This window comes from Mycobacterium sp. NGS66, assembly GCF_059812225.1.
The window spans coordinates 203,663-215,989 of record NZ_JCALCG010000005.1 but is presented as its reverse complement, the minus strand read 5'-3'; the positions used below and the strand labels follow the sequence as shown (position 1 = coordinate 215,989).

The 12,327-nt window shown below is 65.9% G+C and carries 12 protein-coding genes; 1 reads left to right on the top strand and 11 read right to left on the bottom strand.

The window, feature by feature from the left end; translation table 11 throughout:
- Window positions 1–2: 2 nt before the first annotated feature.
- The 9 genes from AC5Y2L_RS12720 to nicT all read right to left on the bottom strand — a co-directional run bounded on the left by AC5Y2L_RS12720 (window position 3) and on the right by nicT (window position 9,307).
- Window positions 3–665 (bottom strand): DUF6084 family protein, encoded by a 663-nt coding sequence (locus tag AC5Y2L_RS12720; RefSeq protein ID WP_499934849.1) that lies wholly within the window; start codon window positions 663–665, stop codon window positions 3–5.
- The gene (locus AC5Y2L_RS12715; protein WP_499934848.1) at window positions 662–1,318 is read right to left on the bottom strand and encodes a DUF5947 family protein; all 657 of its coding nucleotides are present in this window, start codon (window positions 1,316–1,318) and stop codon (window positions 662–664) included. Before AC5Y2L_RS12715 ends, AC5Y2L_RS12720 begins: the two co-directional genes overlap by 4 nt.
- Window positions 1,315–2,211 carry a NifU family protein gene (locus AC5Y2L_RS12710; protein ID WP_499934847.1) on the bottom strand — a complete coding sequence of 299 codons (897 nt, stop codon included), beginning with the start codon at window positions 2,209–2,211 and terminating at the stop codon, window positions 1,315–1,317. Before AC5Y2L_RS12710 ends, AC5Y2L_RS12715 begins: the two co-directional genes overlap by 4 nt.
- A 3-nt stretch (window positions 2,212–2,214) precedes the next feature.
- A complete protein-coding gene (locus AC5Y2L_RS12705) occupies window positions 2,215–4,014 on the bottom strand; it encodes a nickel-dependent hydrogenase large subunit (RefSeq protein WP_499934845.1) in 1,800 nt (599 codons plus the stop codon).
- Window positions 4,015–4,079: 65 nt separating this feature from the next.
- Window positions 4,080–5,135 (bottom strand): NADH-quinone oxidoreductase subunit B family protein, encoded by a 1,056-nt coding sequence (locus AC5Y2L_RS12700; RefSeq protein WP_499934844.1) that lies wholly within the window; start codon window positions 5,133–5,135, stop codon window positions 4,080–4,082.
- A 139-nt stretch (window positions 5,136–5,274) separates the two neighbouring features.
- Complete coding sequence (gene hypB / locus AC5Y2L_RS12695; protein ID WP_499934843.1) at window positions 5,275–6,054, bottom strand: hydrogenase nickel incorporation protein HypB; 780 nt, start codon at window positions 6,052–6,054, stop codon at window positions 5,275–5,277.
- 12 nt (window positions 6,055–6,066) lie between these two features.
- A complete protein-coding gene (locus AC5Y2L_RS12690) occupies window positions 6,067–6,402 on the bottom strand; it encodes a hydrogenase maturation nickel metallochaperone HypA (RefSeq protein ID WP_499934842.1) in 336 nt (111 codons plus the stop codon).
- 98 nt (window positions 6,403–6,500) lie between these two features.
- Window positions 6,501–8,096 carry an HNH endonuclease signature motif containing protein gene (locus tag AC5Y2L_RS12685; protein WP_499934840.1) on the bottom strand — a complete coding sequence of 532 codons (1,596 nt, stop codon included), beginning with the start codon at window positions 8,094–8,096 and terminating at the stop codon, window positions 6,501–6,503.
- A gap of 86 nt (window positions 8,097–8,182) precedes the next feature.
- Window positions 8,183–9,307 carry a Nickel transporter NicT gene (nicT, locus tag AC5Y2L_RS12680; protein WP_499934838.1) on the bottom strand — a complete coding sequence of 375 codons (1,125 nt, stop codon included), beginning with the start codon at window positions 9,305–9,307 and terminating at the stop codon, window positions 8,183–8,185.
- Window positions 9,308–9,434: 127 nt separating this feature from the next.
- Between nicT and AC5Y2L_RS12675 the strand changes: the two genes are divergently transcribed.
- Complete coding sequence (locus AC5Y2L_RS12675) at window positions 9,435–9,923, top strand: Fur family transcriptional regulator (protein WP_499934836.1); 489 nt, start codon at window positions 9,435–9,437, stop codon at window positions 9,921–9,923.
- On the opposite strand, the gene mtr is transcribed toward AC5Y2L_RS12675, so the two are convergent.
- Both mtr and AC5Y2L_RS12665 read right to left on the bottom strand, forming a co-directional pair.
- Window positions 9,906–11,285: a mycothione reductase gene (gene mtr, locus AC5Y2L_RS12670; RefSeq protein WP_499934834.1), complete on the bottom strand. Its 1,380-nt coding sequence runs from the start codon at window positions 11,283–11,285 to the stop codon at window positions 9,906–9,908. The two genes, AC5Y2L_RS12675 and mtr, sit on opposite strands and share 18 nt — an antisense overlap.
- Window positions 11,286–11,299: 14 nt before the next feature.
- Window positions 11,300–12,304, bottom strand: a complete 1,005-nt coding sequence (locus AC5Y2L_RS12665) for an alpha/beta hydrolase (RefSeq protein ID WP_499935037.1) — start codon at window positions 12,302–12,304, stop codon at window positions 11,300–11,302.
- Between the last annotated feature and the right edge of the window lie 23 nt (window positions 12,305–12,327).

The window sequence follows — 12,327 nt, the reverse complement described above, 5'->3', positions numbered from 1 at the left end:
CGTCACCGGGCGCCCTCCGGTTCAGACGCGCCGGCCAGCAACGCGATCACCGCGTGATCGAAGTCCAACATGCCACGCGCGGACTTGTAGCGGGACAGTGCGGCGATGGTGTCATGACTCATCCGCACCCAGCCGGTATTCGGATAGTGCTGGGCGATCAGCTCCCGCCAGACCGTGACCGGCATGTCGTAACGGTCCTCGCAGTCCCAGGACACCTGCTGCACCGAGAAGCCGCGTTCGGACTTGGCGAAAATCGTTCCGCTGAACAGGAATTGGAGGGGCAGCGCGCCGTCGCGCAGCGCGTGCAGGTACTTGGCGGCCGCGACCTCGAAGTCGTAGGTGCAGTCCAGTGGAAGCACGATCGTGGTGTTGCCGGTGAATCCCGGCACCATTGCGGCGCAGTGCTGCCAGAGGAAGGTGCGTTGGGTGGACGCCCAGCGTTCCCGAGGTCCGAAGAGATCGCGCAATCCGGCGGCTTCCTCGTCGGAGTACGACCGCCGCACCGGCTCGACGCGCACCTGGCAGCGCAGCGCGATGGCGTGCACCGGGTCACCGCCAGCGGCGGCCACGCCGATCCGGGCGGCAAGCACCGGCGTGACCGCGTAGGGCTCGGGCGCCACGTCCAGCACGGTGAAGGTCACGTCGGTCGGCCGGGGTGTCGTCATCGCGGCGCCTCCCGTGGCATCCGCTGGGCGCGGGCCGCGATCCGCGCGAAGAAGCCGTCGATGAACTCGCGTGCCTGCTGGCCGCCGTCAAACCCCCGCCACAGCATCCGTAGCCGCCCGACGAACTCGTAGCAGGCGTCGATCGGGACCAGATAACTTTGTGGCCGGCCCGCTTCGCCGTCCTCGCCCGCTTCGGGAACGCGGACCAGCAGCGCCTCCACGTCATCGGCCGGCAACCCGATCCGCCAGTCGGCACCGCGCAAGCTGTCCCAGGCGGTCAGGTCCAGTTCTGATTCGCATGCTCCAGCCGGTCCGGGATATAAGGCGACGGTGCGGCCCAGCGCCGAGTTGGTGAAGAAGAAGGCAACGCCGACCGGGATCTGCAGCGCTTCCCAGGCGCGACGGTCCAGCGCACAATCCGGGAAGGACAAATACCGGTCGGGCACCGCCCGGTATCGCAGCTCGGCTTGCGTGTCGGTAAACAGCAGATAGCAGGCGCGGCAGACGCACATCAATTGGCGCCCTGCGACATTGACGACGTGCTGATGCTCGTCGGCGATCGGCTCGGAGCACATCTCGCAGCGCTCGCCGGCCGGTTCGGCAAGTGGGCGGTTGCCGCTGATCCGGGCCAGCACATCGTACGGGGTGGTCATACCGGCACCGTTGTGCCTTCGCTACGCAGCGCCACCGACAGCACGCCGTCACGGGGTAACAGCGGCAGCGGCTCGAGATGAACACCGCCGGGACCGCAACCGGCGTGCACGACGTCGAAATCCGTCTGGCAGCGCGGGCACCGCAGCAGCGCCCCGGTCAGTCTTGCACCGGCCAGCGAGTCTCGGCATATCGGACAGTGGTCGCGGTAAGCCAGCGCCTGGTCACCCACCCGGCAGGCCAGCATCGCCGTGCCGGCGACCAGGAAGCCACCGACCTCGCCGGGCGCCAAATCGGCCACCTCTGGCACCGGGTACCAGCTGGTCGGGCCGTGCCCGTTGGAATGCAGTTGCGCCATAAGCGATTCCGCGGGAATCACGCGGTCCTTGCCGGCCGCCACCACCTCGATCGAGGCGATCTCCGGTGCCGCTGCGCGGATGGCGTCCTGCACGGCCAGCTCCAGCGTCACCGCCGACGACGGGCAACTCTTGCAACTACCGGTGAATGCCAGCCGCACGACGCCGTCGTCGGTGATCTCAAGCAGGTCGACATCCCCACCATGCGAGCCCAGGTAAGGCCGGACCCGGTCCAGCGCATCGGAGACGCGGCGGCGCAGGTCGTGCGGATGCAGGCCGTGTACCAGGAGCAGGCTGGCCACCAGGTCGTCGGTGGCCAGCCGCTCGGCTAACGCCGCATCGGCGCCCGAGGTCTGGGCGAGCTGCATGATCCGTTCCAGCGCGGCTCCGTAGAGCCCGACCACCTCCCGGACCAGTTCCTGGGCACGTTCATATGCGGCCGCACCTCCCGCCGCACAGGAATCCAGCAGAGTCTGGATCCGATCGCCCGCCGTACGCCATTGCGTGTCGCTGCCAGAAAGTTCCGGGCGATCCGCCATCAGTCACTCTCCGACGGGTGACTGAGTCGGTGTGTGCAGTCTCTCCAGCGTCTTTCCGTTGCCCAGGTGCATGTGCACACCGCAGGGCAGACACGGATCGAAGCTGCGCACCGTGCGCATGACGTCGATGCCCTTGAAGTTCTCCCGGTCGTTCTCCTCGAATATCGGTTGCCCCTGCACCGCGTCCTCGTATGGGCCCGGAGTGCCGTAGCTGTCCCGCGGGTTGGCGTTCCATGGGGTCGGTGGGTACGGGTGGTAGTTGGCAATCTTGCCGTCCCGGATCACCATGTGGTGACTCAGCACGCCGCGAACCGCCTCGGTAAAGCCGCAGCCGATCGCCTCGTCGGGCACCTCGAACTTCTCCCAGGTCTTGGTGCGGCCGGCGCGGATTTCCTCCAGTGCCTTCTCGGCGAAGTGCAACCCGCACGCCGCGGCATAAGCCTGGAAGTAGGTCCGGGCCCGGTCCCGCTCGATGGTGTTGCTGCCGTGTTTGGGGATCTTCCACTCGAATTCCACCGGACCCTTCAGGGCGGTCTTGGGGAAGTTGATCTTGACGCTGCTACCGGTCGCCTTGACATAGCCGATGTCGACCAGGCCGGCCAGCGCGGTCGCCCACAGCCGAGCCAGTGGCCCGCCGCCGGTGTCCAGCGCCAGGTGGTCCTTGCCGTCGAACCAGCGCGGCGACATCACCCAGCTGTACTTGCCGCCGTCCATATCGCGTTTCTGCGGGTGCGGGTTGGTGTGCTGGTTCCACGGGTGACGCCGGTCCACCGCGTTGCCCAGCGGATCGGTCTTGACGAACATCTCCTGGTCGGTCCAGTCGTCGTAATACGAACTGCCCAACAGGATCCGGATACCGAGGTTGATGTCCACCAGCGAGTGGGTGACCAGCTTGCCGTCCACCACCACGCCCGGGGTGACGAACATCGCGTTGCCCCAGCGCTCCATGTCCTTGTACGCGAAGTTGCACACTTCGGGATCCTGGAAGGACCCCCAGCAACCGAGCAGGGTGCGCCGCAGCCCGACCTTCTCGTAGCCGGGCAGGGCTTCGTAGAAGAAGTCGAAGAGGTCGTCGTGCATGGGGACGACCTTCTTCATGAATTCCACGTACCGCATCAGCCGGGTCATGTAGTCGGTCATCAGCTGGATGGTCGCGACGGTGCCGATGCCACCGGGATACAGGGTGGACGGGTGCACGTGGCGACCCTCCATGAGGCAGAACATTTCTCGGGTCCATCGACTGACCTGAAGCGCTTCCCGGTAGAACTCGCCGCTGAACGGGTTCAGCGAGCGCATGATGTCGGCAATCGTCTTGTACCCATGCGCGTCGGCATGCGGCGCCGCGGTGTTCTCCGCCTTGGCGAGCACGCTCGGGTTGGTCTCGGAGACCATCTTCTCGCAGAAGTCGACGCCGACCAGGTTCTCCTGGAAGATGTTGTGGTCGAACATGTATTCCGCGGCCTCGCCGAGGTTGATCAGCCACTCACCGAGGTGCGGCGGCTTGACGCCGTAGGCCATGTTCTGCGTGTAGCACGAGCAGGTGCAGTGGTTGTCGCCGCAGATGCCGCAGATGCGGCTGGTGATGAAGTGGGCGTCGCGCGGGTCCTTGCCCTTCATGAAGATCGAGTAGCCGCGGAAGATCGACGAGGTGCTGTGGCACTCGACGACTTCTCGGTTCTCGAAATCGATCTTGGTGTAGATGCCGAGGCTGCCGACGATCCTGGTGATCGGATCCCAGGCCATTTCGACGAGTTGGCCGGGTTCCCGGCTGGCTTGCGTCGGTTCGGGAATGATGGTTGTCATCGCTATTACTACTCTCCGCCCGCAGGGCTCTTGGGGAGGCTAGGGGAAATCGATCCGGCCGCGACCTACCAGGTGCGGCGGGCTCCGGTCTCGAGCTTGGTGCCCTTGTGGCGCCAGCGCGGTTCTTTGTCGACGGTGCGAGCCGTGATGCCCCGCAGGTTGCGAATCACGCTGCCGTACAGACCCGAAGCGGTGGTCGACACCTTGCCGCCCGGGGGCTCGTCCATGAACGGCATGAACTTGTCCGGGAAGCCCGGCATCGTGCATCCGATGCAGATGCCGCCGACGTTCGGGCAGCCGCCGATGCCGTTGATCCAGCCGCGCTTGGGCACGTTGCACTTGACGACCGGGCCCCAACAACCCAGTTTGACAATGCATTTCGGCGACCCGTACTCGGTGGCGAAATCACCTTGCTCGTAGTAGCCGGCCCGGTCGCAGCCTTCATGCACGGTGTTGCCGAACAACCACTTTGGGCGCAGCGCCTCGTCGAGCGGAATCATCGGCGCCTGGTCGGTAGCCATGTAGAGCAGGTAGGTCAGCGTCTCCGACAGGTTGTCCGGCTGGATCGGGCACCCGGGCACACAGACGATCGGGATGCCGGCCTTGCTCTTCCAATCCCAACCGAGGTAATCGGGTACGCCCATGGCGCCGGTGGGGTTGCCGGCCATCGCATGGATGCCGCCGTAGGTGGCACAGGTGCCGACGGCGACGATCGCAGTGGCCTTGGGGGCCAACCGGTCCAGCCACTCGCTGGTGGTCATCGGCTGGCCGGTCGCCGGGTCGTTGCCGAACCCGCACCAGTAACCCTCGTCCTTGATCTTCTCGTTGGGAATGGAGCCTTCGACGACCAATACGAAGGGCTCGAGCTCGCCCCGGTCGGCTTTGAAGAACCATGAAAGGAAATCATCGGCCCCTCCCGTCGGTCCGCATTCGAAGTCGATCAGGGGCCAGTGCACGGCGACCTGTGGCAGGCCGGGTAGTGCGCCGAGGGCGATCTCTTCCACGCTGGGCTGGGTGGCGGCAGTCAACGCCACCGAATCGCCATCACAACTGAGACCAGCGTTGATCCAGAGCACGTGGATCAATGCTTCTTCTGCTTTGACTGCTGCTTCCGTTGGCATGCTGCAGCTTTCCGGGGCGGGCTGAGGCCCCTCCGCCGCCGGAGTCGACCGTCGGCCCACTTGCGCGGCGTTGTTTCTGGGTCTACTCCCGCCATCGGGTGTTGTCAATGTCAGCGTGGTGGTGAAAAATGCAGCTGGTCTAACGTTTTACGTTGTCTTGCAAGTCATTTGCAATAGCGAACCTGCGCAGCCAGCCGAACCAGGCTGGCATGCCGGCTCCGGTGCGGGCGCTGACCGGCAGGATCGTCGCCGCCGCGTTGACCTGGCGGACGTTCGCGATATAGGCGTCGACGTCGACGTCCAGATGCGGAACCAAGTCAATCTTGTTCAGCAGCACCGCATCTACCGATCTGAACATCACCGGATACTTCAGCGGTTTGTCTTCCCCCTCGGTGACGGAATAGACCATCGCCTTGGCGTGCTCGCCGACGTCGAACTCCGCCGGGCAGACCAGGTTGCCCACGTTCTCGATGATCACCAAATCCAGCTGCCGAAGGTCCAGCCCGGGCAATGCGCGGCTGACCATCGGCGCGTCGAGGTGGCATTCACCGCCAAACCCGTTGCTGGTGTTCAGCAGAGACACCTGGGCCCCGCGGCCGCTGAGCTTGGCCGCATCCAGGTCGGTGGCGATATCGCCTTCGATCACCCCGATGGCGAACTCACCGGCCAGCGCATCGAGCGTGGCCTGCAGCACGGTCGTCTTACCTGAGCCCGGCGAACTCATCAGGTTCAGCGCACGGATCCCGTTGCTGTCGAACGCTGCCCGATTGACGTCGGCCAGCTGGTCGTTCTCGGCGAAGATCGCCTGCAAGACGTCGACGCGCTGTTTCCCGGTCTGATAGGCGTGAAAGTCATCGTGCTCGTGCTCATACTCGTGGGAATGCACGGTACCGTCGTCGTGCCGGTGAAACCTACCCATAATGAACACCTTTCACGAGACGTCCAACGACGTCACCAGAAACTCGTTGCCGCGCAGCACCTCGACATCGGGACTGTCACACTGCGGGCACCAGATCGACCACGCGGAGGTGATCTCGGACTGTTCGCCGCAGGACCGGCACTTCACTTCGGCGGTGACGCACTCGAGTTCAAGCTCGGCGTCGGGCATGTTCTCGGAGTCCCGGACCAGGGTCCAGCAGAACGACAGCGATTCCGGCACCACCTGGCGCAGTGCGCCGACCCGGACGCGGACGACGTCGACGTGCCGGCCGTCGGCGTACGTCTTGACCACACCGGCGATCGCCTCGCAGAGCGACAGCTCGTGCATGGCCCTTTTCTACACCCGAATCGTGCTCATTCGAAGACCGCGGCACTCACCAGCTCAAGGGCGTGCCCGGCGAATGGCGGCTGTCCGTTGACCTGTACTCAGAAGGGCGGGTCGTCGTCGCTGTCGCCGGGTGGCGGGGGACGGAAAGTGGGCACCTGGGGTTGTCGGCGTTCGGCTTGCAAGGCAAGCAGATTCGCTTGGCGTTCGGCGTCGATGCGCGCGGCGCGGTCTTGTTCTCGGGTGCGCCGGCGGGTGGGCATCATCACGCCGCGATTCCGCGATGAGCGGTAAGTGTTGGGGGCGGTGCGTATTTCGCCGGTGGGCAAACACAGCGCGGGAAACAGCAACCGGCTACCCGGACGGGTCACGTATTGCTGACCGCTGGGCGAGGTCCACACGATGGTGCCGTCGGGGTGTTGCTCGTCGCGCCAGGAGGTCCAAAAAGTCTTGAGCAAGTGGTGTTTTCGGCACAGGCACTTGAGGTTGGACGCGCAAGTGGGCCCCAACGGCCAGGCGATGGTGTGATCGATATCGGCGAACTCGGCGGGGTGATCGCATCCGGGGAACCGACACGTCATATCGCGGGAGCGCACGAAGCGCTCCAGGGCGGCCGAGGGCCGATGCCCCGGCTCTGGTGGAGCGTCGCCGGGGTGGCGCACCTCGCGGACTTGGGCGCCCCTGCGGATCAGCTCGGCCACCATCGAAGCCGGCAGCGTCCAGCCGCCGCTGAGCAGGTGAGCCGCCGGTGGCCGCGGCCCAGCCGGCAGGTCGGGTTCGGGGTCGGGGGCCAGCGCCTCGGCCACAGTCATGTCCGGGGTGATCGGGCGCGACGGTGGCTCACCGGAGGTGTGCGGGTCGGGTTCCGCGTCCAGGGTGGCCTGCTCGGCGACGGCGTGGATGACCACCGCGGCCGCGCGCGGATCGGGATCAGAACCGGTGGGGCATTCGGGGCGTCCGCAGCCACAGACCAGCCGCTCTCCTCCGGCGCCCAGCGTGCCCAACGCGTCGGCGCGGCGCTGGGCGACGGTGCGCGGGTCCTCGGCGCACACGTCGTGGGCCATCTGGGTGAGCCGGCGCTCCAAGACGGCGGCGTCGTGGGCGAACAAGCAGCCCCATAGGTTCGCGGTGCCCGAGTGGTCGTTTGCGGGGCCAATCACCACGTCGCGTCCGCGCCCACCCGCGCGGGCGCGGCGCACCGCGGCGGGGTCGTGGCGATCCACGATCGCGTCGATGGCCTGGGCGGTCTTGGTCACCGACAGTGGCCCGAAGTGCGTGGCGTCGCCGGCCAGTTGCTGATCGACGAGGCCCAGCGTGTCGGGGTCTTTGATCAAGGCGGTGTGCCACACGATCGAGCTGGCCAGCCGCACGCTGAGTGCACCCGCCGCGAACAGGGCGCCCACCTTCGGCAGGCGGTCACGCAGCGCCACCCCCAGATACATCTGCCCCGACGCCATGGCGTGGCTGATCCCTTGGGCGGCGGCGACCTCGGCGGCGATCGCGTCCCAGTTGTCACACGACCAGCGCGCCCGATCGGTGGAACCCTCGGCGCGGCGGGCCACCAGCTCGGCGATGGCCGAAAGCCGGCGCGCCGCCGCGGCCGCTTCCACCCGAGCGCCCTCGGCGATCGCGGCGACCACCGCCGCGTCGTCGGCGTCGCGAAGCGCGGCGGCGTCGGGCAACTGGGCATCGAACATACTTTCGAATCTAGTGGGAGTTGCCCGCGGAATGCTGAGCCAGATCGCCAAGTTGTGGACAAACTTCCAAGTGTGGATAACTGGACCTAAGTCCCGCTTTCAACGCCGAAACCGGAGGACCATTTCTCCTCGAACCGGCCAAAGCGCCAGACGAGCAACGCCACTGCCCAGGTCAACACGAAGATGCCGACGACGACGAATCCGACCGCGTTGAGGTCCAATCTGCCGATCCAGTCCCAGAACGTCCCACGCCAGCCGAACTGCCCGGCGAACAAGCTCAGCAGTTCCACGCTGCCGATCAGCAGAGCGACGGCCACCGACAGTGCGGTGATGGTGATGTTGTAGTAGATCTTGCGCACCGGATTGGAAAAGGCCCAGCCGTAGGCGAAGTTCATGAACGACCCGTCAATGGTGTCCAGTAGGCACATGCCGGCGGTGAACAGCACGGGCAGACACAGGATGGCATACCAAGGCAGTCCGGCCGCCGCGCTGGTGCCGGCCAGGACCAGCAGCGCGATCTCGGTGGCGGTGTCGAACCCCAGCCCGAACAGCAGACCGACCGGGTACATGTGCCAGGACTTGGTGATCGACTTGGTGAAGCGGCCGAGCAGACGGTTGATCAGCCCGCGGTTGTCCAGTTGCCGCTCGAGTTGAGCCTCGTCGTAGTCGCCGCGGCGCAACCGGGTCAAGACCCGCAGGATGCCGATCAGAATGACGACATTGAGGACGGCGATCAGGTACAGGAACATCCCCGAGATGCTGGTACCGATCACGCCGGTGTAGTGATGCAGAGCCGACGATTCGCTTTCCACCGGCCCGGCGATGGCCTTGAGCCCGGTCGCCAGCAGCACCGCCAACGCGAACACGACGGTCGAGTGGCCCAGGGAGAAGAAGAAGCCCACCGCCAGGGGGCGCTGACCATCGCTCATCAGCTTGCGGGTGGTGTTATCGATGGCAGCGATGTGGTCGGCGTCGAAGGCGTGCCGCAGGCCCAGGGTATACGCCGTCACACCGACGCCGATCCCAAATGCCTTGCCGCCCAAACTGAGTGCGGCGGGATTCACGAAGAACACCAAGGTGATCCAGCCGACCAGATGCAGCGCGGCGATTACCGCCAGCATCGATGCCAGCCGCCACCATTCCGCCGGTTCGAGCATGTCGCGCAACCTGGACCACCACGATGGGAGCCGGTCGAGCTCGGTGCTGGCCATGCCGTCCTTCCGCATCGGGCAGAACGCAACAGTCCCGACTGTAGGTTTGGTCAGAACCTGGATGCAAGTGGCTTGCAGGAACGGTGAGACCCTGGCAATCCCCGGTATCCGGCGCGACACTGGACGGATGGGGCCCAAGCCCGCAGCACTCGATCCGGCGGTCACCGAGCGGCTCGGCGAATTCCTGCGTGCCCGGGGACTGCGCCGGATGGCCTCGCGAATTCAGGTGCTGGCCGTGCTCGAGCCGGTTAACGGCCACCTGCCCGTGGCCGAGATTCACCAGCGGGTGCGCGAAAGCCTGCCACCCGATGCCCACCCGCCCGACGTTGCCACCATCTACCGCACCGTGACGACGCTGGTTGAGCAGGATGTGCTGCACGCGTTGACCCTCGACGGCGGCGTGACCACGTATGGATTGGCCACCGCCCCCCACCACCACGCGGTGTGCACCCGATGCGAATCGATTATCGAAGTGCCTGCGCGCCAGCTCAGCTCAGCGCTGAAACATGCGATGGAGGGCAGCTCGTTCGCGCTGTCGGAGCGGGCCGGCCTGACGCTGCGCGGCCTGTGTCCCCGATGCCAGCAGAGCCGGGAACCGTCAGCACAGTCCCAATAGCGCGTTTTCCACCACCTCGGGCAACGCCGGATGTATCCAGTATTGGCCGCGCGCCATTTCGGCGGCGGTCAGCCCGAAACTCATCGCCTGGATCAGCGGCTGGATGATCGATGAAGCCTGGTAACCCATGATGTGCGCGCCCAGCAGGCAACCGGTGCGGCGATCGGCGATGAGCTTGACGATTCCGGTGGTGTCCTCCATCGCCCAGCCGTACGCGACGTCGCCGTAGTCCTGGATCTTGACCGAAATGTCGAATCCACGTGCGATGGCTTGATTTTCGGTCAGTCCGACGGTGGCCAGCGGAGGATCGGTGAACACCGCCGACGGGACGAACCGGTGGTCGGTGACCGCCATCGAGTCGGTGTCGTCCCAGTCGCACAGCAGATTGTGCTGCACCACGCGGGCCTCGTGGTTGGCGACGTGTTTGAGTTGGTACGGCGACGACACGTCACCGAGGGCGAAAACCCCACGCGCCGAGGTTCGTTGATACTGGTCGACCACCACCCGGCCGTTCTCGACGTCGACGCCGGCCTGCTCGGCGTCCAGCTGGTCGGCGTTGGACAGCCGGCCGGTCGCGACCAGCAACATGTCGGCGTCGAGCGTGCAGCCGTCGTCGAGTTCCAGGGTGATGCCGGAGCCACGCGTCACCGCACCGACGATGTTGCGGTGAGTGCGCAGTTCCCACTTACTCGAGGCAATACGGGTGAACCGCTCGCAGATGGTGTCGTCGTAGTGGCGCAGCAACGTGCTACCCCTGATCACCAGCGTGACCCGCACGCCGAGCGCGGAGAAGATATGGGCGAATTCGGTTGCTACGAAGCCGCCTCCGTCGATCACCAAGTGCTCGGGCAGTTCGGCGATCCGCATAATGGTGTCGCTGGTGTGATAATCCACGCCGGACGCCAGGATCGCGGGTGGGATCACCGGCCGCGAGCCCGCCGCGATCACCACCTGATCGGCGGTGAATTCCTCACCGGCATCGGTGCGTAACAGATAGCGCCCATCCGCCTGCACCGGCCCGAAGCGGGTGTGCCGGCCATAGACCTCGACGTTGGGCGCCGAGCGCCGATAGTCCTCGCCGCCGAGCGCGATCGGATCGATCCGACCGAACACGCGCGACACCATGTCGCCCCACCGCACCCGGTCGATGTGCGCGTCGACGCCGTATCTCCCTGCGCCCCTGATGGTCTTGGCGACCTCGGCGGCGTAGACAAACATCTTCGTCGGAATGCACCCCACGTTCAGGCAGGTGCCGCCGAACGTTCCCTGCTCACAGATCGCCACCCGCTTGCGGGCGTAGCGATCGTCGAGAATGCTGTTGCCAGAACCCGTTCCGATGATCGCTAAGTCGTAGGTCTCCATTGTGCCTGAGCCGCTTACCCTTTCGATGGTGAGCTGTCGGTCGCTGCCTTGAGGTAATCGTCCAGCCAGTGGTCCAGGTAGTTGTAGGCCAACCGGCGCGGTTGCGGCATCGACAAGAACACGTCGTGTTTGGCGTCTTTTACCGGAACAATGGTGCTGCGGTTGCCGATACAACCGGACCATCGGGCGATCTGCTTGACGTCCAGAACCGCGTCGCCATGTTCCAGGGCGGCCGGCCCGGCGTCTTCGCGAACGGTGTGGTCCGAACGCAGGATCAGGTTGGGCACACCCACGTCGAGGCCGCGCTGCAGCCGGGCCTGACCGCGGCGCATGGCGTGCAGCCAGCCCAGGGTGATGGGAAATCCCCCCAACGGTTTCCATTCCAGGTTGTAGTCGAATTCGCCGTGATAGTCCCGGTGCAGGCTGGACCCGTAACCGCCGTTGCCCTGCCCGCGAATCACCCCTTTGGTCCGCAGCCGCGACAGCGCCGCGATCGCGGCCGAGGTCAGGCCGAGCCGCAAGACCGCCGGACCCTGCAGATCCAGCCAGGGGCTGTTGAGCACCAGGCCACCGACGCCGGCCTGTGCCGTCGCCCCCCGCCGTCGCAGCCGGTCCAGCCACAGCGCCACGGCCAACCCGCCGGTGGAGTGGCCGTAGACCAGCACCTGGGGCGAGCCGGCTTCCTCGCCGATGATCCTGAGCGCCTGTTCGAGTTCTTTGTCGTAGTGCGCCAGGTCGGTGATGAAGTGCGGCGTCTGGCCGGCCCGCCGCGACCGGCCACACTTTTGCAGGTCCATCGCATAGAAGGCGAAGCCGCGGTTGGCGAAGTGATCGGCCAACTCGGTGTGGAAGAAGTAGTCGGTAAAGCCGTGTATTGCCAGCACCGCGTGCTCGGCCTGTGCGGCTTGGCCCGTTTCCGGCCCGCGGCGTATCAAGGTTGCGACGATGTCGCCCTCGCCGGCGGGATCCCGACCGAGCGGGATCGTGCTCTGCCAATACCCGGGCAGGACATCGGGCACCCAGCCAGTCGCCCCGACGGTCA

Excerpts from the sequence above, each read along its gene's own strand:
- AC5Y2L_RS12720 (WP_499934849.1), bottom strand. The coding sequence starts at position 665 with ATGACGACACCCCGGCCGACCGACGTGACCTTCACCGTGCTGGACGTG.
- AC5Y2L_RS12715 (WP_499934848.1), bottom strand. The coding sequence starts at position 1,318 with ATGACCACCCCGTACGATGTGCTGGCCCGGATCAGCGGCAACCGCCCA.
- AC5Y2L_RS12710 (WP_499934847.1), bottom strand. The coding sequence starts at position 2,211 with ATGGCGGATCGCCCGGAACTTTCTGGCAGCGACACGCAATGGCGTACG.
- AC5Y2L_RS12705 (WP_499934845.1), bottom strand. The coding sequence starts at position 4,014 with ATGACAACCATCATTCCCGAACCGACGCAAGCCAGCCGGGAACCCGGC.
- AC5Y2L_RS12700 (WP_499934844.1), bottom strand. The coding sequence starts at position 5,135 with ATGCCAACGGAAGCAGCAGTCAAAGCAGAAGAAGCATTGATCCACGTG.
- hypB (WP_499934843.1), bottom strand. The coding sequence starts at position 6,054 with ATGGGTAGGTTTCACCGGCACGACGACGGTACCGTGCATTCCCACGAG.
- AC5Y2L_RS12690 (WP_499934842.1), bottom strand. The coding sequence starts at position 6,402 with ATGCACGAGCTGTCGCTCTGCGAGGCGATCGCCGGTGTGGTCAAGACG.
- AC5Y2L_RS12685 (WP_499934840.1), bottom strand. The coding sequence starts at position 8,096 with ATGTTCGATGCCCAGTTGCCCGACGCCGCCGCGCTTCGCGACGCCGAC.
- nicT (WP_499934838.1), bottom strand. The coding sequence starts at position 9,307 with ATGGCCAGCACCGAGCTCGACCGGCTCCCATCGTGGTGGTCCAGGTTG.
- AC5Y2L_RS12675 (WP_499934836.1), top strand. The coding sequence starts at position 9,435 with ATGGGGCCCAAGCCCGCAGCACTCGATCCGGCGGTCACCGAGCGGCTC.
- mtr (WP_499934834.1), bottom strand. The coding sequence starts at position 11,285 with ATGGAGACCTACGACTTAGCGATCATCGGAACGGGTTCTGGCAACAGC.